This is a genomic window from Pseudomonas sp. H11T01 (genome assembly GCF_048515765.1).
Classification (GTDB): Bacteria; Pseudomonadota; Gammaproteobacteria; order Pseudomonadales; family Pseudomonadaceae; genus Aquipseudomonas.
In genome coordinates this window covers 38252-58186 of record NZ_JBLYED010000035.1, presented here as the reverse complement: position 1 = coordinate 58186, position 19935 = coordinate 38252, and the positions used below count along the sequence as shown (strand labels likewise).

The 19935-nt window shown below is 59.3% G+C and carries 15 protein-coding genes; all 15 read left to right on the top strand.

Annotation, left to right across the window (positions count from 1 at the left end):
• The first annotated feature begins 143 nt into the window (after nt 1-143).
• The 15 genes from ACN1C3_RS29860 to ACN1C3_RS29790 all read left to right on the top strand — a co-directional run bounded on the left by ACN1C3_RS29860 (nt 144) and on the right by ACN1C3_RS29790 (nt 19913).
• Nucleotides 144-1703 carry a sigma-54-dependent transcriptional regulator gene (locus tag ACN1C3_RS29860; protein WP_419119311.1) on the top strand — a complete coding sequence of 520 codons (1560 nt, stop codon included), beginning with the start codon at nt 144-146 and terminating at the stop codon, nt 1701-1703.
• A gap of 320 nt (nt 1704-2023) precedes the next feature.
• A complete protein-coding gene (locus ACN1C3_RS29855) occupies nt 2024-2764 on the top strand; it encodes a flagellar basal body rod protein FlgF (protein ID WP_419119310.1) in 741 nt (246 codons plus the stop codon).
• A gap of 45 nt (nt 2765-2809) precedes the next feature.
• Nucleotides 2810-3595 carry a flagellar basal-body rod protein FlgG gene (flgG, locus tag ACN1C3_RS29850; RefSeq protein ID WP_419119309.1) on the top strand — a complete coding sequence of 262 codons (786 nt, stop codon included), beginning with the start codon at nt 2810-2812 and terminating at the stop codon, nt 3593-3595.
• Nucleotides 3596-3646: 51 nt separating this feature from the next.
• The gene (gene flgH, locus ACN1C3_RS29845; protein ID WP_419119308.1) at nt 3647-4342 is read left to right on the top strand and encodes a flagellar basal body L-ring protein FlgH; all 696 of its coding nucleotides are present in this window, start codon (nt 3647-3649) and stop codon (nt 4340-4342) included.
• 15 nt (nt 4343-4357) lie between these two features.
• On the top strand, nt 4358-5464 hold the full coding sequence (locus tag ACN1C3_RS29840; protein WP_419119307.1) for a flagellar basal body P-ring protein FlgI: 1107 nt from the start codon (nt 4358-4360) through the stop codon (nt 5462-5464).
• Between the two features lie 10 nt (nt 5465-5474).
• On the top strand, nt 5475-6755 hold the full coding sequence (gene flgJ, locus ACN1C3_RS29835) for a flagellar assembly peptidoglycan hydrolase FlgJ (RefSeq protein WP_419119306.1): 1281 nt from the start codon (nt 5475-5477) through the stop codon (nt 6753-6755).
• Between the two features lie 23 nt (nt 6756-6778).
• A complete protein-coding gene (gene flgK / locus ACN1C3_RS29830; RefSeq protein WP_419119305.1) occupies nt 6779-8824 on the top strand; it encodes a flagellar hook-associated protein FlgK in 2046 nt (681 codons plus the stop codon).
• Between the two features lie 13 nt (nt 8825-8837).
• On the top strand, nt 8838-10406 hold the full coding sequence (locus ACN1C3_RS29825; protein ID WP_419119304.1) for a flagellar hook-associated protein 3: 1569 nt from the start codon (nt 8838-8840) through the stop codon (nt 10404-10406).
• Nucleotides 10407-10523: 117 nt separating this feature from the next.
• Nucleotides 10524-14120: a glycosyltransferase gene (locus tag ACN1C3_RS29820; RefSeq protein ID WP_419119303.1), complete on the top strand. Its 3597-nt coding sequence runs from the start codon at nt 10524-10526 to the stop codon at nt 14118-14120.
• A 380-nt stretch (nt 14121-14500) separates the two neighbouring features.
• Nucleotides 14501-15274 carry a glucose-1-phosphate cytidylyltransferase gene (rfbF, locus tag ACN1C3_RS29815; RefSeq protein WP_419119302.1) on the top strand — a complete coding sequence of 258 codons (774 nt, stop codon included), beginning with the start codon at nt 14501-14503 and terminating at the stop codon, nt 15272-15274.
• Nucleotides 15256-16338, top strand: coding sequence for a CDP-glucose 4,6-dehydratase (gene rfbG, locus ACN1C3_RS29810; RefSeq protein ID WP_419119301.1), 1083 nt, complete (start codon nt 15256-15258; stop codon nt 16336-16338). Before rfbF ends, rfbG begins: the two co-directional genes overlap by 19 nt.
• Entirely contained in the window at nt 16335-16895 is a 561-nt protein-coding gene (locus tag ACN1C3_RS29805) for a dTDP-4-dehydrorhamnose 3,5-epimerase family protein (RefSeq protein WP_419119300.1), read from the top strand. Before rfbG ends, ACN1C3_RS29805 begins: the two co-directional genes overlap by 4 nt.
• On the top strand, nt 16892-18118 hold the full coding sequence (locus ACN1C3_RS29800) for a methyltransferase domain-containing protein (RefSeq protein ID WP_419119299.1): 1227 nt from the start codon (nt 16892-16894) through the stop codon (nt 18116-18118). The genes ACN1C3_RS29805 and ACN1C3_RS29800 overlap by 4 nt, the downstream gene beginning before the upstream one ends.
• Nucleotides 18115-19236 (top strand): DegT/DnrJ/EryC1/StrS family aminotransferase, encoded by a 1122-nt coding sequence (locus ACN1C3_RS29795; RefSeq protein WP_419119298.1) that lies wholly within the window; start codon nt 18115-18117, stop codon nt 19234-19236. The genes ACN1C3_RS29800 and ACN1C3_RS29795 overlap by 4 nt, the downstream gene beginning before the upstream one ends.
• Nucleotides 19233-19913, top strand: a complete 681-nt coding sequence (locus ACN1C3_RS29790) for an acetyltransferase (RefSeq protein WP_419119297.1) — start codon at nt 19233-19235, stop codon at nt 19911-19913. Before ACN1C3_RS29795 ends, ACN1C3_RS29790 begins: the two co-directional genes overlap by 4 nt.
• The last annotated feature ends 22 nt before the right edge of the window (nt 19914-19935 follow it).

The window sequence follows — 19935 nt, the reverse complement described above, 5'->3', positions numbered from 1 at the left end:
CGAAAAGACCCTGATCCCGCACTCATTGAGATCTGTCGGTTTGAAAAGGCCTGTAACTGTCACATAATCTTGACGACAAACTGAGCCCGACTGCAAAAAAATAGCGGGCCTTTATCTCCCAACAACACTCTTTGGACCTTTATATGCGTATCAAAGTCCACTGCCAGAATCGCATTGGCATCCTGCGCGACATTCTCAATCTGCTGGTGGAGTACGGGATCAACGTCGCCCGCGGGGAAGTCGGCGGCGAGCACGGCAATGCGATCTACCTGCATTGCCCGAATCTGATCAACATCCAGTTCCAGGCGCTGCGTCCGAAATTTGAGGCGATTGCCGGTGTGTTCGGCGTTAAGCGGGTAGGGCTGATGCCCAGCGAACGTCGGCATATGGAGCTCAACGCATTGCTGGGGGCGCTGGAGTTTCCGGTGCTGTCCATCGACATGGGCGGCTCCATTGTTGCGGCGAACCGTGCGGCGGCACAGTTGCTCGGTGTGCGGGTGGATGAGGTGCCGGGGATTCCGCTGTCGCGCTATGCCGAAGATTTCGATTTGCCTGAACTGGTTCGTGCCAACAAGTCGCGGATCAATGGCCTGCGGGTCAAGGTCAAGGGCGATGTATTTTTGGCCGATATCGCGCCGCTGCAATCGGAGCATGACGACAGCGAAGCCATGGCTGGAGCCGTACTGACGCTGCACCGGGCGGATCGGGTCGGCGAGCGTATCTACAATGTGCGCAAGCAGGAACTGCGCGGCTTCGACAGCATTTTCCAGAGCTCTAAAGTCATGGCGGCGGTGGTTCGCGAAGCGCGCCGCATGGCGCCGCTGGATGCGCCGCTGCTGATCGAAGGCGAGACCGGTACCGGCAAGGAGTTGTTGGCCCGCGCCTGTCACCTGGCCAGCCCGCGTGGGCAGTCACCGTTGATGGCGCTCAACTGCGCCGGTTTGCCGGAGTCGATGGCCGAGACCGAGCTGTTCGGTTATGGCCCGGGTGCATTCGAAGGCGCGCGGGCCGAAGGCAAGCTCGGTCTGCTGGAGCTGACGGCAGGTGGCACGCTGTTTCTGGATGGCGTAGGGGAAATGAGCCCGCGTTTGCAGGTCAAGCTGCTGCGCTTTTTGCAGGATGGCTGCTTTCGCCGAGTGGGCAGCGACGAAGAGGTTTATCTGGATGTGCGGGTGATTTGCGCGACTCAGGTCGATCTGTCTGAGTTGTGTGCCCGTGGTGAGTTTCGTCAGGACCTTTACCATCGGCTTAACGTGCTGTCCCTGCATATTCCTCCGCTGCGCGAATGCCTCGACGGTTTGACGCCGCTGGTAGAACACTTCCTTGATCAGGCCAGCCGGCAGATCGGTTGCCCCTTGCCGAAACTGGCGCCGGCAGCGATGGATCGGCTCAGTCATTACCACTGGCCGGGCAACGTCCGGCAATTGGAGAACGTGCTGTTTCAGGCGGTTTCGTTGTGTGAAGGCGGAACGGTCAAGGCTGAACACATTCGTTTGCCGGACTACGGCGTGCGTCAGCCGCTGGGCGATTTTTCGCTGGAAGGCGGGCTGGACGCGATTGTCGGGCGATTCGAGAAGGCCGTGCTGGAACGGCTGTATTCGGAGCATCCGAGCAGTCGGCAATTGGGCAAGCGGCTGGGGGTTTCCCACACCACCATCGCCAATAAACTGCGCGAATACGAGATAGGAAAAACCGAGTCATAGCTGGTACCTGTTGTGTTTGTGCTGGCCTCATCGCGAGCAAGCTCGCTCCCACAGGGATCTTCAGCGCGACACAGATCCAATGTGGGAGCGAGCTTGCTCGCGATAGCGGTGGTGGCCGTTGCCCGGTGTCAATCGTTGCCATGAAACGGCATAACGGCGCCGGTTTTTCGTCTTTGACACAATTCATAAATCCCCGCTGATTCCCTCAAGTCCTTTGTTTGCCTGCCCTCAAGCCGCCAGAAAAAAGTTGGTGCAGTTATTGCTTATGGCTCAGCAGTACAGCGGTGGGCGGCAAACGTCCGGCAGACAGAGGAAAGACTGTGGACAAGTACCTTTACGTGGCAATGACCGGCGCCAGCCAGAATGCACTGGCGCAAAAGGCACATGCCAACAATCTGGCGAACATCTCCACCAACGGTTTTCAGCGTGACCTGGAACAGGCGCGTTCGATGCCGGTGTTTGGTGACAGCTTTCCGGCGCGGGCGTTTGCTCTGTCAGAACGTCCGGCCACCGATTTCACTCCAGGGGCCATGGTGGAAACCGGCCGCGACCTCGATGTGGCGGTGACTGGCGACGGCTGGATTGCCGTGCAGACCCCCGATGGCGGCGAAGGTTACGTGCGCACCGCGAGCATGAACGTGGACGCTTTGGGCGTGCTGCGGGCTGGCAACGGTATGCCGGTGATGGGCAATGGCGGGCCGATTGCGGTGCCACCAGAGCAGAAAATCGAAGTCGGTCAGGATGGCACCATCAGTGTCCGCGCAATGGGCGAAGGCCCGCGGGTGATGGCGCAAGTCGACCGCATCAAGCTGGTCAGGCCGGATCTGAAGAGCATGACCAAGGGGCTGGACGGTTCGATCCATACCAAGGATGGCCAGCCGGCGCAGGCCGATGCCAACGTGCAACTGGTGTCAGGTTTCCTCGAGTCGAGCAACGTCAATGCCGTCGAAGAGATGACCTCGGTGCTGTCTCTGTCCAAGCAGTTCGAGCTGCACATCAAGATGATGAACACCGCCAAAGACGATGACCAGGCCATGGCTCGGGTCTTGCAGATCAGCTAATTACCAGAACGTAGCGCCGTAAAACAGGCGCACGAGGAGAATCGAATGCTTCCGGCTCTATGGGTTGCCAAAACAGGTCTGTCCGCCCAGGACACCAACCTGACCACTATTTCCAACAACCTGGCGAACGTATCGACCACGGGTTTCAAACGTGACCGTGCCGAGTTCCAGGACTTGCTGTACCAGATCAAACGCCAGCCAGGCGCCCAGTCGACCCAGGACAGCTCGCTACCATCGGGCCTGCAAGTGGGTACCGGTGTGCGCATCGTCGGCACCCAGAAGAACTTCACCGCCGGTAGCCTGCAAACCACCGAGCAGCCCCTGGACCTGGCCGTCAACGGCCGCGGTTTCTTCCAGATTCTGCAACCCGATGGCACGACGTCCTATACCCGTGACGGCACCTTTCACCTGGACTCCAACGGCCAGATCGTGACGGCCAATGGCTTTGCTCTGGAGCCGGCGATCGTCGTTCCAAACAATGCGCAAACCTTCACTGTAGGCCAGGACGGTACCGTTTCGATCACCACCGCCGGTAGCGCTGCGTCGCAAGTGATTGGCAACCTGCAAACCGCCGACTTCATCAACCCGGCCGGTCTGCAGTCAGTGGGCAGCAACCTGTTCCTGGAAACCGCTGCCAGCGGCGCGCCGCAAGTCGGCACGCCCGGCCTGAACGGTCTCGGTACCACGCTGCAGAACACCCTGGAAACGTCCAACGTCAGCACCGTTGAGGAGATGGTCAACATGATCACCACCCAACGTGCTTACGAGATGAACTCCAAGGTGGTCTCTACCGCCGACCAGATGCTCTCGTACGTAACGCAGAATCTGTAATCAAGTCTATGAGGCGGCCTGAGGTCGCCTGCAACACCGTGAGGTAGGGTCATGAATCGGTTTGTTTCTGTTCTAGTACTGAGTGGGATCGCTGTGCTCGCGGGCTGTGTGCCCTCGACGCCGAAGCCCAATGACCCTTACTACGCGCCGGTGTTGCCGCGTACACCGTTGCCCGCTGCGGCGAACAACGGTTCGATCTATCAGGCTGGTTTCGAGCAGAACCTGTATGGCGACCGCAAGGCGTTCCGGGTCGGTGACATCATCACCATTACCCTGAACGAAAAAACCCAGGCCAGTAAAAATGCCAACTCGCAACTGGCCAAGACCAGCAAGACCGGCATCGGCCTGACCTCGCTGTTCGGTAGTACGCCCAACACCAATAACCCGTTGGGCAGTGGCGATTTGAGTCTGGATGCCAGCTACAGCGGTGACCGTGCGACCAAGGGTGACAGCAAGGCCGGGCAGGGCAACAGCTTGACCGGTTCGATCACCGTGACCGTCGCTGACGTCTTGCCCAACGGCATCATCGCCGTGCGTGGCGAGAAGTGGATGACCCTCAATACCGGCGATGAACTGGTGCGGATTGCCGGTCTGGTTCGAGCTGACGATATCGCTACCGACAACACCGTGTCTTCGACCCGGATTGCCGATGCGCGCATCACGTATTCGGGCACCGGTTCGTTTGCCGATGCGAGTCAGCCAGGTTGGTTCGACCGTTTCTTCCTCAGCCCGCTATTCCCTTTCTAGGTGATGAAACTTCCCATGTTGAATTTCAAACACCTGATCGCGGCCATGCTGTTGTTCACTTCTCTGGATGCCCATGCCGAACGGTTGAAGGACATCGCGAGCATTTCGGGCGTACGCTCCAACCAATTGATCGGCTACGGCCTGGTCGTCGGGCTTAACGGCACGGGCGACCAGACCACGCAAACCCCGTTCACCTTGCAGACCTTCAACAACATGCTGTCGCAGTTCGGCATCAAGGTGCCGGCAGGGTCAGGCAACGTGCAGTTGAAGAACGTCGCAGCGGTATCGATCAGTGCGGATTTGCCGGCGTTCGCCAAGCCGGGGCAACTGGTGGACATCACCGTGTCCTCCATCGGTAACTCCAAGAGCCTGCGCGGCGGCACCTTGCTGCTGACCCCGCTCAAAGGTATCGATGGCAACGTCTACGCCATTGCTCAGGGCAACCTGGTGGTCGGTGGTTTCGATGCTGAGGGTCGTGATGGCTCGAAGATCACCGTCAACGTTCCGTCGGCCGGTCGGATTCCCGGTGGTGCCTCCGTCGAACGTGCGGTGCCGAGTGGTTTTAATCAGGGAAACAGCCTGACGCTCAACCTCAACCGTTCAGACTTCACCACCGCCAAGCGCGTCGTCGACAAGATCAACGACATGCTCGGCCCTGGCGTTGCTCAAGCCCTTGATGGCGGTTCGATTCGGGTGACGGCGCCGCTGGATCCGAGCCAGCGCGTCGACTACCTGTCGATCCTGGAAAACCTCGAAGTCGATCCGGGTCAGGCGGTGGCCAAGGTCATCATTAATTCCCGCACCGGCACCATCGTGATCGGGCAGAACGTCAAGGTTTCACCGGCCGCCGTGACTCACGGCAGCCTGACGGTGACCATCACCGAAGACCCGATCGTCAGTCAGCCGGGGCCTTTGTCCAATGGTCAAACGGCGGTTGTGCCGCGCTCGCGAGTCAATGCCCAGCAAGAAGCCAAGCCGATGTTCAAGTTCGGTCCGGGCACCACGCTGGATGAAATCGTCCGTGCGGTGAATCAGGTCGGCGCAGCGCCGGGTGACTTGATGGCGATCCTCGAAGCCTTGAAACAGGCCGGCGCCTTGCAAGCCGACCTGATCGTGATTTGAGGTAGCGGCCATGGATATTCGCAAGAGTGGTCTGGTGACCAGTGGGGATTCGGGGGCTTACTCCGACCTCAATCGGCTTAACCAGCTCAAGGTCGGCGACAAGAACAGCGATGGGAACATGCGCAAAGTCGCGCAGGAGTTCGAGTCGCTGTTCCTCAACGAAATGCTCAAGTCCATGCGCTCGGCCACCGAGACGCTGGGCCAGGACAATCCGCTCAACACGCCGGCGGCCAAGCAGTACCAGGAAATGTACGATCAGCAACTGGCGGTTTCCATGTCCCGCGAGGGGGGGGGTATCGGCCTCGCCGATGTGTTGATGCGTCAGATGTCGAAAACCAAATCGAGCGCGGCTGCTGCGGCGACCACGTTGTCCGGTGCGACTGAAGTTGCCAAGACACCGACGCCTACGGCCATCGCCGCAGGTACCAGTGCGGTCGGTGGCCCGCTGACACGACTCAATGGCCAGCGTCCGCTCTGGGCATCGCGTACGGTTGATCCGCCAAAGTCTGCTGACGGTTCTGCACATAACGATATGGCGCTGCTCAATCAGCGTCGTCTGTCGTTGCCGAGCAAGCTGACCGATCGCTTGTTGGTCGGGATCGTGCCGTCGTCCGCGACCGCGTCCGTGGCCACCAACAAAACCACCTTGCCAAGCCGCACCACCGTGGCCACCGATGCGGTGATCAAAGGCGATTGGCAGGCAGCACAAAGCTATGCCGCACCACGCGGGAGGATGCAGATTTACGGCCGTGCCGTGGCCCAGCCGCCATTGGCGCCGGCCAGGCAGGCGTTCAGTTCCGCTGACGATTTTGTCGCCACCATGTTGCCAATGGCGCAGCAGGCCGCTGACCGGATCGGCGTCGATCCGCGCTACCTGGTGGCCCAGGCTGCACTGGAAACCGGCTGGGGTAAATCGGTCATGCGTCAGCAGGACGGCACCAGCAGCCATAACCTGTTTGGCATCAAGGCCAGCAGCAGCTGGAAGGGCGCTCAGGCCCGCGCGATTACCAGCGAATTCAGAAATGGCGAGATGGTCAAGGAGACGGCCGAGTTCCGTTCCTACGACTCTTATCAGGACAGCTTCCACGACCTGGTGACCTTGTTACAAAGCAACAATCGCTATCAAGAAGTGCTGAAGTCGGCCGATAACCCAGAACAGTTTGTACGCGAATTGCAAAAAGCCGGGTATGCAACCGACCCGGATTACGCAAGCAAGATTTCGCAGATAGCAAAACAGATGAAGAGCTACCAGAACTACGCTACGGCGGGCGCTTCCACCACGCCTTTATAGGCATAAGCTATAAGGTCTGAACCATGAGTTTGCTCAATATCGGCTTGTCGGGTCTGGCTTCGAGCCAATCGTCTTTGGCGACGACCGGCAACAACATTGCCAACGTTGACACCGCCGGTTATTCGCGCCAGCAAACTGTGCAGAGCAGCAAGGCCTCGAATCAGTACGGCAACGTCTTCATCGGTACTGGCACGACCCTGGCGGATGTGCGCCGGGTCTATAGCGCCTACCTGGACGCCCAGTTGCGCACGTCCACCTCGCTCAGCAACGATTCGTCGTCCTACCTGGCGCAGGTCACGCCGACCGACACGATGTTGTCCGACAGCAACACCGGCATCTCCGGTGCGCTGCAGAAGTTTTTCACTTCCCTGCAAAGTGTGTCGAGCACACCGACCGATGATGCATCCCGTCAGTCGGTGCTCACCAATGCCAGTGCCTTGAGCAATCGCTTCAACTCCATTGCCAAGCAGTTGACCGACCAGAACACTGGCATCAACACCAACTTGTCGGACCTGTCGTCCCAGGTGAACAAACTGGCAACCACGATTGCCCAGTACAACCAGCAAATTTCTCAAGTGTCGGGCGGCACCAGCTCACCGAACGACCTGCTCGACAAGCGTAACGAGTCGGTCCGTCAGTTGTCCGCACTGGTCGGTACCCAGGTGGTCGAGCGCGGCACCAATTACGACGTCTATATCGGTAGCGGCCAGCCGCTGGTGATGGGCAACACCACCAACACCCTGGAAACCGTGCCGGGCAAGACCGATCCGAGCCGTTCAACGCTCCAGTTGAATCGCGGTTCGAGCACCATCGATATCACCTCGGTGGTGACCGGCGGCGAGATCGGTGGCTTGCTGCGTTATCGCAACGAAGTTCTCGACCCTGCGATGAATGAGTTAGGGCGAGTCGCATTGGTCGTCGCTGATCAGATGAACAGTCAGCAGGGCCAGGGCATCGACAAGAATGGCAACTTCGGTTCGGCGATCTTCGGCGATATCAACAGCGCGGCGCTGATCAGTCAGCGCAGCATTGCCCAGGCGGGTAACAGCGCAGGTTCCGGTAACCTGAACGTCACTATCAAAGACACCGGCAAGCTGACCGCCAACGATTATCAGGTGACCTTCAGCACTGCCACGGACTACAGCGTCAAACGCTCCGATGGCACCGACATGGGCACCTTCAGCACCACCACGACGCCGCCTCCGGTGATCGATGGCTTCAACATGACGCTCAATGGCGGCGCCATGAGCGCTGGCGACACCTTCAAGGTAACGCCAACCCGCAGTGGCGCCACCGATATCCAGACCGTGATCACCGATCCGAAGATGATCGCTGCGGCGGCACCTCTGACCGGTGTCACCAGCGCCAACAACAAGGGCTCCTACACCCAGCCAACGCTGACCAGCACCCTGGATATTTACAGTCCCGCGGCCAATGCAGATATGCAAACCGGGCTCAAATATTCGACGCCGGTCAAGCTGGTGTTCGCTGCCGCGAGCGCCGGCACCCAAGGCTATACGCTCTACGATGCCAAGGGCGTCAGCATGAGCACGGGCTCTATCGTTCCCGGCCAAAGCAATACCCTGAATCTGCAAGTGAATATGATCGATGGTAGTGGCAATCCGATCATGGACAATACGGTCGTTCCGGCGGTCCAGAAGTCTTTCACGGTTCAAACGACGGTCGCAGGCTCACCCACCGCCGGTGAAAGTTTCAGTATTTCGTTGACTGGCGCAGATTCCTCGGACAACCGCAACAGTACGGCGCTCGTCGGTTTGCAGAGCAAGCAGACGGTGGACACCGGTTCGGCGAGCAACGGCATCAGCCTCTCGGATGCCTACGGCAAACTGGTTTCCAGCGTCGGCGCCCAGGCTGCCCAGGGCAAGTCCGACAATGACGCCACCACGGCGATTCTGACCCAGGCCAAGAGCGCCCGCGACTCCCAGTCCGGCGTCGATCTGGATGAAGAAACCGGCAATCTGGTCAAGTACCAGCAGTACTACACGGCCTCTTCGCAGATCATCAAGGCTGCGCAGGAAATCTTCAGCACGCTGATCAACAGTCTTTAAGGAGTCGTAATTCATGCGCATTTCTACCGCCCAGTATTACGAAACGACCGCTGCTAACTATCAGCGCAACTACGCGAACACGCTCAAGAGCAGTGCCGAAGCCAGCAGCATGATCAAGCTCAACACGGCCGCCGATGATCCAATAGGTGCCGCTCGATTGCTGCAGCTCGGGCAACAGAGTTCGATGCTGGATCAGTACGCCGGCAACATCAGTAGCCTCAAGGGCGCGTACAGCCAGTCGGAAACAGCCTTGAGCGCCATCGGCAATGCCTTGCAGCGGGCCAAGGAGTTGGCGCTCGGCGCCAACAACGGTACACAGACCGATGCGGACCGCCAGGCCGCTGCCCAGGAGTTGGGGCAAATCCAAAGTCAGGTGCTCGGCCTGATGAACAGTCAGGATGCCAACGGCAACTATCTGTTCGGCGGTTCGAAAACCAGTACGCCGCCGTACACCGCAAACTCCGATGGAACCTACAGTTACAACGGCGACCAGTCCAAGTTGAACCTGGCCATCGGCGATTCCATGTCGGTCGCCAGCAACACCACGGGTTGGGATGCTTTCCAGCAGGCGATCAACACCAGTCGCACCCAGACCAGCATGACGGCACCGGCGGTGGATGACGGTCGAGTGACGTTGTCCGGCGGGCAGGTCAGCAACTCCGGGACTTACGATTCCAAGTTCGCCGCTGGTCAGCCCTACACCGTGAATTTTCTCAGCAGTACGCAGCTGCAGATCACCGATACCCTGGGCAATGATGTTACCGCCGAAGCCAGCCAGAACGGTGTGATCAGCAATAGCAACGGCGCCAACCAGACCGTCAGTTTCCGTGGTGTCGAACTGAGTTTGAACATCAATCTGAAACCCGGCGATATCAATCCGGATGCGGTGATTGCCGGCCATACTTTCCAGTTGTCGGCCCAGACGGACACCATCAACGCTTCGCGTAGCCCGGCCAACCCTTCCACGGCCGTGATCACTGGCGCTGCCCAGAGTAACTCGACGGCTTATAACAGCACCTTCCCGGCGGGTGGGGCGATTCTCAAGTTCACCAGCGCCACCGCTTACGATCTTTATGCTTCGCCGATCACCGCAGGCAGCAAACCGGTGTCCTCGGGCACCATGGCGGGCGCTACGGCGACAGCGGCCGGGGTCACTTTCACGCTCGGCGGTACTCCGGCAGCCGGCGATCAGTTCGTTGTCCAGCCCAATAACCACCAGACCCAGAACGTTCTGGACACCCTGGGGCAGCTGCGTACCGCGTTGAATACGCCGGCGGATAACAACCCGGTCGCCTTGCAAAAAATGCAGGCAGCGGTGAGTTCGGGCATCGGTAACCTGGACAGTGCACAGGCGCAGGTGAGTTCGCAAATCACTTCCGTGGGCGTACGCGGCCAGGTCCTGGATGATCAAACGACAACCAATCAGAGCCTGGGGCTTGCAAACTCCGCCAGCCAGTCGGCGATTCGCGACTCCGACCCGGCTGAGGTCATGACTCGCCTGACCCTGCAGCAAACCATGTTGCAGGCAGCGCAACTGGCGTTCAGCAAAATCAGTCAGTTGGGCCTGTTCAACAAGATCTAAGAAGGGCCTGACGAGAAAGCGCCCGATCGTAACAACCTTCGAATACCAACCGCCTTTTTTCAGCGGTTTCAGAGGGTCACCCGACCGGGTGAGCCCTCGCCGATTGAGAGCCCCGCCGTGAATCCAGTCCCGCTAGTCAGCCTTGTCATTCCCGCCTTCAATCCACGCTTTTTCGGCAGGGCCCTGCGCAGTGCCTTGATCCAGCACTACGCTAACCTCGAGATCATTGTGTGCGATGACAGCCGTAGCGATGAAATCAAACAGGTTGTCGAGTCGTTGACCGCAGAGGCGGCAGGGCGCGTGCGTTATGTACGAAACCCACAGACGCTGGGTTTTGTCGGCAATCTGCAAGCGTGTCTGGAGCAAGCGCAAGGCGAGTTCATCAAGTTCCTCTGTGATGACGATCAACTGTCCCCCGCCTGTATCGAGCGGCAGGCGCAAGTGCTGATCGAGCAGGCGGATATCAATCTGGTGCTTGCTCAGCGGGTGTTCTGGGACGCTGACGATCACCCCTTGCCGTCGCGTCTGGAGAACAGCACGCTCTCGCCTGTTTGCGGGATGTTCAAGGGCGATGACTTGCTGGCGATTTTCGAGAGCTTTCCGGTCAACTTCCTCGGCGGGTTCAGCAGTGCGCTGTTGCGCCGCGAGGATGTGTTGGAGTTGTTGCCGGCTTTGACGCAGCCCGGTCATTGCTTTGTCGCATCGCTCGATCTTGCTCTGTACATCTGCCTGCTGCGACGGGGCAATCTGGCGCAGCTGAACTATGTCCTGAGTGTCGAGCGCCAGTATCCAGAACGCTTGATCCGTCAGCAGCCGATGAAAGATGCGGCGGAGACGGAAAAGCAATGGCTGGTGCAAATGCTCAAGGTTCGTGGTGGCGAGGGTGCGCCTGCGGCTGGCTGGGTTCGTTATCTGCCGTTGACCCGGGCCAATGAAGCGCCGCGGGTCTGGGACGAGCTGCCCCTGAGCCGAACCCTGGGCGCCCGGCAGGCCAACCAGGAATATCGGGTTGGCATCGCCAGCGAGAGTTTTTCCCAACTTTACGCGCAGTGGCTGGCTTGTCGCACGCTCAGTGATACTCAGCGGCGTCTATTGCCGGAAACGTTGGCCGGTTGGTCGCGACAGCCCAAAATTGTCCCGATCATCATCGATGAACAGGCCAGCCGCGCCGGTCTGGATATCACCCTTCAGAGCCTTGCCGGACAGTTCTATGCGCCGGAACTGATATTGGTGTTGTCCAGTGCCTGTACCGAGGCGCTACTCGATGAGCGGGTTTTCAACGTGCCGTTGCAGGAGGATTGGTGTCAGCAGCTCAATGAGTTGCTGGCACAACTGGATGGGGTTGATTGGTTCTACGTGCTGCGTGCCGGAGATCGTCTGGTGGAGCCGGCGTTGCTGCTGCTGGCCGAGCGTATCAGCGCTTCGCCGAGTGCTCTGTGCATCTACGGCGATGAGGGTGGTTTGCGTGACGGTGAGTCGGCGGATCCTGTCTTCAAACCGGACTTCAATCTGGACCTCATGCGCAGTTACCCCTACGTAGGACGGTCTCTGGCGTTTCAGCGCGAGCGCTTCCTGACGCTGGGCGGTTTCAATTCGCGCTATGGCGAACTGGCACCTCACGATGTGCTTTGGCGCTTGGTTGAGGATGACGGAATTCAGGTCGTCGAACATATCGCCGAAGTATTGGTGGAGTCGACGCTTGGCCTTTCTCAGTGGTTGGCGTTGCCCGAGGTGATCGAACTCAACCCGCAGGTGCTGGAGGCGCATCTTCAGCGTATGGGGGTTGCCCATGAGATTCGGCAAGGCAGTTTTACCTTGCTCAATCGCGTCGATTACCGACATGCGGATCGGCCGCTGGTGTCGATCATCATTGTGTGCAAGGACCAACTGGCGGTGTTGCAACGCTGCGTCGAGAGCCTGCTGGAGAAAACCGCCTACAGCGAATATGAGCTGTTGCTGATCGACAACGGCAGTGAAACGTCGCAGGCGCTTGACTGGCTGGCCGGAATGGCGCAGTTGGGCAGTGACAGGTTGCGGGTGCTGGAGTATCCGCAGCAGGGTAATGTCGCGGCGATTCGCAACTTCGCGGCGCAGCAGGCACATGGCGAATACTTGCTGATGCTCGACCCCTATGTGGTGGTCACCCGTGCGGACTGGCTGGATGAACTGCTCAACCACGGGCAGCGTCCGGAAGTCGGTGTGGTGGGGGCCAAGCTGTTCAACCCCGACGGGTGTGTTCTGCATGCCGGCCTCATTCTCGGGCTGCAAGGGCCGGCCGGTTCGCCGTTCTTCGGGGATTCGCTGAACGCGGCCGGCTACATGCACCGGTTGCAGGTGGTTCAGGACTTGAGCGCGGTCGGTGCCGATTGCCTGATGGTGCGCAAACAGGTCTTTGACAGTGTGGGCGGTCTTCAAGAGCAGGACTTCGCCTCTACCCTTAACGAAGTGGACCTGTGTTTGCGTGTCCGCCAAAGCGGCTATTTGGTGGTATGGACGCCTTATGCTCAGTTGGCGCTCGGGACACCTCCAGCGGTAGCGCTGGACGTTGCCCAGCAGACGCTTCGAGGCAAGGAACAGGAAAGGTTCTACCTGCGGTGGCTACCCATCGTTGCCCGCGATCCGGCTTACAACCCTAACCTGATGTTGAATACGCTGGGGGGATCCAGTTTCAGTTTGGAGCCAGGCTTGCGCACCGGATGGAACCCGTTTTCCATTCGCCAGATACCGAAGGTTATGGGCTTGCCGGTCAACTCCTCGGCCGTTGGGCATTATCGGGTGATCCAGCCGCTGGTCGAATTGGAGGAAGCGGGCAGGGCTGGCGGGCGGATCTACCATGACCTGCCTACGATCATCGAGATCGAACGCGAGTCCCCTGACGTTATCGTTTTGCAGGGGCGCTACAGCGAAGGGCCGATCAATGAAGTCGCCAGTTTGAAACCCTACACCAACGCCCGACTGATTTTCGAGCTGGATGACTATGTCATTAAGGCCCCGAAAAAGAATGCGCACATTCGTAATATGCCGGACAACATCGAGATGGAACGTCTGGTCCGGCGCGGCATCGGTCTGTGTGATCGGGTGGTGGTATCGACCCAGCCTCTGGCTGATGCGTTGTCGTCCATGCACCATGACATTCGGGTCGTACCGAACATGCTCGCTACCGATCTATGGGGCGGTCTGCGCAGTCAGCGTCGTACCTCGAAAAAACCACGGGTAGGTTGGGGTGGAGGCACCAGTCACTCCGGTGATCTGGCTATCATTGCCGACGTTGTCCGTGAATTGGCCAATGAAGTGGATTGGGTCTTCTTCGGCATGTGCCCGGAGGAGTTGCGCCCTTACATGCACGAGTTTCACGGGGTTATCGACCTCAGTGTCTACCCGGCGAAGCTGGCCAGCCTGAACCTGGATCTGGCCCTGGCGCCGCTGGAATTTCATATCTTCAACGACTGCAAGAGCAATTTGCGCTTGCTGGAGTACGGCGCCTGCGGTTACCCGGTGGTCTGTACCGACACCGCAGCCTATCGGGGTTATTTGCCGTGCACGCGAGTCATCACCAACAGTACTGATGAATGGCTGCAGGCCATTCGCATGCACCTGGCAGACCCGGATGCCAGCTACCGCATGGGCGATGAACTGCGCGAAGCGGTGCTGCGCGATTACATGCTGCGCGGGGATAATTTGCGGTATTGGGAAAATGGCTGGTTGGCCGATTAACGTCGCCCGCCATTAAAAGATCGCAGCCTGCGGCAACTCCTTGTATCTCGACTATCGCTGGATCGTTCCCACGCTCCCGCGTGGGAATGCAGCCCGTGACGCTCCGCGTCACATCAACGGCGATTGCTGCGCGTCCATGGCGGCGTTCCCACGCAGTGCATGGGAACGATCATCAAACGTCCGATCGCGTCCCGAATCTTCGCCAGCTTCTACGGCAATCCGAGCTGGCGCGTTTCCTGCAAGTCCCCTAAATATCGCCATAAATCGTGCATTTCCGGCGCGGCCTGAAAGGCAACGAACGGCTTTGAGCGATTTATCCAGTTGGCTTGCAAAGCTCGATACAGCTTGGCTTAGCCCTGTGAAGAACAATAGGGGACACGATGAAGGCAGTTATTTTGGCGGGTGGCCTGGGCACGCGGATCAGCGAGGAATCGCACCTCAAGCCGAAGCCGATGATCGAGATCGGCGGCAAGCCAATTCTCTGGCACATCATGAAGCAGTACTCCGCACACGGAATCCACGATTTTGTGATCTGCCTCGGCTACAAGGGCTACGCGATCAAGGACTTCTTCGCCAACTACTTCCTGCACACCTCTGACGTCACCTTCGACATGTGCAACAACCGCATGGACGTTCACCAGAACTACAGCGAGCCCTGGCGCGTGACCCTGATCGATACGGGTGAAGAAACGATGACCGGGGGCCGTTTGCGTCGGGCGAGTCGTTACGTCCAAGACGAGAAAGCGTTCTGCTTCACCTACGGTGACGGTGTATCCGATCTGAATATCGGTGCCCTGGTGGATTTCCACCTGTCTCACGGCAAGCTGGCCACGGTCACCGCCGTGCAACCACCGGGTCGCTACGGCGCCCTGGATCGCGATGGCGACCGAGTGCTGGGTTTTACCGAAAAGCCCCGTGGCGATGGGGGCTGGATCAATGGCGGCTTTTTCGTGTTGTCGCCCAAAGTGCTGCCCTATATCGAAAGTGATGAAACGTCGTGGGAGTCCGGACCGCTCGATGGCCTCGCCGCACGGGGCGAGTTGATGGCCTATCAGCACGACGGCTTCTGGCAGCCGATGGATACCCTGCGTGACAAGAATCATCTCGAGCAGTTGTGGCAGAGCGGGGAGGCCCCATGGAAACAATGGGACTGAGCCCGGAATTCTGGCGCGGCAAGCGGGTTCTGCTGACCGGCCATACTGGTTTCAAAGGCAGTTGGCTGACGTTGTGGCTGCAAAGTCTCGGCGCTGAGGTCAGTGGTTTCTCTCTCGATCCTTCGACCGAGCCGAGCCTCTTCGAACTGGCTCGTGTGGCTGAAGGCATCAATGATCAGCGTGGCGACTTGCGTGATCTCGGCGCTCTGCTTGAACTGATCGCTGAGGTTCAGCCGGAAATCGTTTTGCATCTGGCGGCGCAGCCGCTGGTGCGTGAGGGTTACCGCGACCCGCTCGGAACTTACTCGAGCAACGTCATGGGCACCCTCAACCTGCTGGAAGCGATCCGTCAGATCGGCGGCGTGCGCGCCTGCGTACTGGTGACCACCGACAAGGTTTACGCCAATCAGGAATGGCTGTGGCCGTACCGCGAGAACGAAGCCCTCGGCGGTCATGATCCTTACAGCAGCAGCAAGGCCTGCTGCGAATTGCTGGCGCAGTCGTACGCCGCATCGTTTTTTCCCGCAGAACGTTATGCCGAGCATGGTCTGGCCCTGGCCACCGCGCGTGCCGGGAATGTCCTGGGCGGCGGCGATTTTGCCCCGGAGCGCTTGATCCCGGACGTGCTCAAGGCCTGGTCGGCTGAAACGCCGGTGACCTTGCGTTATCCACAAGCTGTTCGCCCCTGGCAGCATGCACTGGAGCCATTGGCCGGTTATCTACAGTTGGCGGCCAACCTTTATGAACAAGGCCCGGCGTTCGCCGGGGCGTGGAATTTTGGCCCGAGCGAGGCCGACATGTGCAGCGTCGGCGAGGTAGTCGAACTGCTTGCCAAGCGTTGGCCACAGGCACCGGGATTGCGTATCGAACCGAGCGATCTGCATGAGGCGGGGCTGTTGCGGCTCGACAGCAGTCGCGCCCGTCAGCTGTTGAAGTGGCAACCACGCTGGTCGTTGCAACAGTGCCTGGCGCAGACCCTGGATTGGCATTTGGCCTGGCAGAACGGCGACGATATGCGCGCGATCACGTTGGCTCAATTGAACCTGTACCGAGGCGCGCTGTGAGCGAATTTCTGTTGAGTTCACTGCCCCTGGCGGGTCTGTTCAGCGTCCAGCACAAACGCTTTCAAGATCAGCGCGGGCACTTCGCCCGGTTGTTCTGCGAAGGCAGCTTGAGTGCGTTCGGCCAGCCGTTTCACATCCGCCAGATCAACCATTCCTGCACCCACGAACGCGGCAGTGTGCGCGGTCTGCATTACCAGACCGCCGCGCAGCCGGAAGCCAAGTTGATCACGTGTCTGCGTGGTGAGGTCTGGGATGTGGCGGTAGACCTGCGGCCCGAGTCGTCGACCTTTCTGCACTGGCATGCCGAGCACCTGCGTGCCGGCGATGGCCGCAGTTTGCTGATTCCGGCCGGATTCGCCCATGGTTTTCAAGCCCTCAGCGATGACGCCGAATTGCTCTATCTGCACAGTTGCGACTATGCACCGGAGCATGAAACCGGGTTGTCGGTGAATGACCCGCAGCTGGCGATCAACTGGCCGTTGCCTGTCAAAAATCTGTCGCTCAGGGATGCCGGTCATCCCTGGCTCGATGCTCGGTTCGCAGGAGTGCGTCTATGAACTGCCGCGGTTGTAGTACCCCGTTGGTCTTGCCCCTCATCGATCTGGGCACGTCGCCGCCGTCCAATGCTTATCTGCGCGCTGATCAACTCGAGCAGGCCGAGCAATGGGTGCCGCTCAAAGTGGCGGTCTGTCAGGAATGCTGGTTGGTACAAACCGAGGACTACACCCGCGCCGACAGCCTGTTCGATGCCGACTACGCCTATTTCAGTTCCTACTCCTCGACCTGGCTGGCCCATGCCGAGCGCTATGTGGCCGAGATGGTCGAGCGCTTTGGCTTGAACAGTGACAGCCGTGTGGTGGAAATCGCTGCCAACGACGGCTACTTGTTGCAGTACGTCGCCAAGCGCGGCATTGCCTGCCTGGGTGTCGAACCGACCCGCAGCACCGCACACGCAGCGCGAGAAAAGGGACTGGATATTCGTGAGCTGTTCTTCGGTCGCGAGACGGCGTTGCAGTTGCAGAGTGAGGGCTGGGCCGCAGACCTGATGGCGGCCAACAACGTGCTGGCCCATGTGCCGGACATCAATGATTTCATCGCAGGTTTCGCCACCTTGCTCAAGCCGACGGGTGTGGCGACGTTCGAGTTTCCACAGTTGCTGACCCTGATGGCCGGGCAGCAGTTCGACACGCTGTATCACGAGCACTATTCCTACCTGTCGCTGACAGCGGTGCAGCGCCTGTGCGAGCGCAATGGTCTGGAAGTCTTCGACGTCAGCCAACTGTCTACCCACGGCGGTTCGCTGCGGGTCTTCGTCCAGCGCGCCGATGGTCAGCGCCGTGACATACAACCGGCCGTGCAGCAGCAGTTGCAGGCCGAGTTGGCTGCGGGTGTGAAAACCTCCGAGTACTACGCAACCCTGGCACCGGCCGCCGAGCGTATCAAACATGAGTTGCTGCGTTTCCTGTTACAGGCCAAGGCCGACGGCAAGCGAGTGGTCGGCTACGGTGCTGCGGCCAAAGGCAACACCTTGCTCAACTACGCCGGGGTCAAGCCGGATCTGCTGGCCTGGGTCGCCGACGCCAGCCCACACAAGCAGGGCAAGTTCTTGCCGGGCAGTCGTATTCCGGTGGTTTCCCCTGAGCGTATTGAAATCGAGAAACCGGATTACGTCCTGGTATTGCCCTGGAATCTGCTGGATGAAATCACTGCGCAGTACGCCCAGGTCAAGCATTGGGGCGGGAGTTTTGTCGTGGCCATTCCAGAGTTGAGCGTTCGATGAGCAGAATTCATTACACCAAACCGAGTGTCGGCGAGCTGGAAGCGACCTATGCGCTGGATGCCGTGCAGAACGGCTGGGGCGAGCGTTGCTACGAATACCTCACGCGTTTCGAAAAAGCCTTTGCCCAGCACATGGGTGTGCCTTATGCGATTGCCACTTCAAGCTGCACAGGTGCCTTGCACATGGGCATGGCGGCGTTGGATATCGGCGCTGGCGACGAGGTGATTCTGGCCAACACCAACTGGATTGCCTCGGCGGCGGCCATTACTTATCTGGGCGCAACGCCGGTGTTTGTCGACGTATTGCCTGACAGCTGGTGCCTGGACCCGAAACAGGTCAAACAAGCCATCACCCCTCGTACCAAAGCCATTCTGGCCGTGCATATCTACGGCAATCTGTGCGCCATGGACGAGTTGCTGGAGATCGGCCGCGAGTACGGTATCCCGGTGATTGAAGACGCCGCTGAAGCCATCGGTTCGCAATGGCGCGGTCAACCTGCCGGTTCGCTGGGGGCGTTCGGTGCATTTTCGTTCCATGGCACCAAGACCATGACCACGGGCGAGGGCGGTATTTTCGTCACCTCGGACAAGGCCTTGTATGAGCGTGTTTTGACCTTGTCCAACCACGGTCGGGTCGCCGGCAGTACGCGCCAGTTCTGGCCGGATTTCATCGGTTTCAAATACAAGATGAGCAACCTCCAGGCAGCGGTCGGCTGTGCCCAGATTGAGCGGGTCGATGAGCTGATCGAGCGCAAGCGGGCGATTTTCGCTCATTACGCCCGCGCCCTGAGCGGGCTTCCCGGTGTTTCGATGAACCCTGAGCCGGTGCATTCGCAGAACGGTTACTGGATGCCTACCGTGGTGTTCGATGCCGCCACCGGGATCACTCGGGAAGAACTGATCGGCGCTTTTCAAACGGCAAATATCGACGCCCGGGTGTTCTTCTGGCCGCTGTCGTCGTTGCCGATGTTTTGCGATCAACCGGTGGTGACGCCGGTCTCGTATTCGCTGCCGGAACGAGCGATCAATCTACCGAGTTATCACGACATGACCGATGCCGATCAGCAGCGGGTTATCGATGTCGTTCGAAGTGTTCTCATGCACAGGGGACAGCTGTGAAGGTCTACCTGCTGGGGGCGGCAAACCCCGAAGCGGTGCGCATGATACGCGCGGTGCAACGCTCGACGGCGAATGTGGAATTTGCCTTTCTGGACAATGATCCGGCCAAACACGGCACTGCTTTTTATGGCGTTCCGGTCATCGGTGGCACGGAGCGCGTGGCGGACTTGAAAGCAGCTGACTTGAAAGGGCTGGGCACGCGCTTCGTCAACTTGATTACTCGCGATACCCCGACCCGCTATGAGACGACCTGTCAGATCGTCGAGGCCGGCGGGGAGCTGGGCAATTTTGTGCATCCAGGTATCGACTTGACGATGACCCGCATGGGCCTCGGCAACTATCTCCAGGAAGGCGTGATTATCCAGGCCGAAGTCTCCCTGGGAGACAACAGCAGTATCAGTTACGGGAGTCTGATCGGTCATGAAGGACGGATCGGTAACTCCGTGTTCATGGCCCCGGGCGTGGCCATCGCCGGATGTGTCGAGGTTGGTGATGGTGCTTTTATCGGCACCAACGCGACCATTCTTCCGCGTTTGCGTATTGGTCGCTGGGCCACGGTGGGTGCCGGAGCTGTGGTCACTAAAGATGTCCCGGACTACGCGGTGGTCGTGGGCAATCCCGCCAGAATTATCAAGACTCAGGCTGTTTCCTATTTAGATGGTCGGGTTTTCAAATAAAACAAAACCCCCGTATCGGAGC

What these genes read in the sequence shown, in the direction of transcription:
- ACN1C3_RS29860 (WP_419119311.1), top strand. Translation starts at nt 144, where the DNA reads ATGCGTATCAAAGTCCACTGCCAGAATCGCATTGGCATCCTGCGCGAC.
- flgG (WP_419119309.1), top strand. Translation starts at nt 2,810, where the DNA reads ATGCTTCCGGCTCTATGGGTTGCCAAAACAGGTCTGTCCGCCCAGGAC.
- flgH (WP_419119308.1), top strand. Translation starts at nt 3,647, where the DNA reads ATGAATCGGTTTGTTTCTGTTCTAGTACTGAGTGGGATCGCTGTGCTC.
- ACN1C3_RS29840 (WP_419119307.1), top strand. Translation starts at nt 4,358, where the DNA reads ATGTTGAATTTCAAACACCTGATCGCGGCCATGCTGTTGTTCACTTCT.
- flgJ (WP_419119306.1), top strand. Translation starts at nt 5,475, where the DNA reads ATGGATATTCGCAAGAGTGGTCTGGTGACCAGTGGGGATTCGGGGGCT.
- flgK (WP_419119305.1), top strand. Translation starts at nt 6,779, where the DNA reads ATGAGTTTGCTCAATATCGGCTTGTCGGGTCTGGCTTCGAGCCAATCG.
- ACN1C3_RS29825 (WP_419119304.1), top strand. Translation starts at nt 8,838, where the DNA reads ATGCGCATTTCTACCGCCCAGTATTACGAAACGACCGCTGCTAACTAT.
- rfbF (WP_419119302.1), top strand. Translation starts at nt 14,501, where the DNA reads ATGAAGGCAGTTATTTTGGCGGGTGGCCTGGGCACGCGGATCAGCGAG.
- rfbG (WP_419119301.1), top strand. Translation starts at nt 15,256, where the DNA reads ATGGAAACAATGGGACTGAGCCCGGAATTCTGGCGCGGCAAGCGGGTT.
- ACN1C3_RS29800 (WP_419119299.1), top strand. Translation starts at nt 16,892, where the DNA reads ATGAACTGCCGCGGTTGTAGTACCCCGTTGGTCTTGCCCCTCATCGAT.
- ACN1C3_RS29795 (WP_419119298.1), top strand. Translation starts at nt 18,115, where the DNA reads ATGAGCAGAATTCATTACACCAAACCGAGTGTCGGCGAGCTGGAAGCG.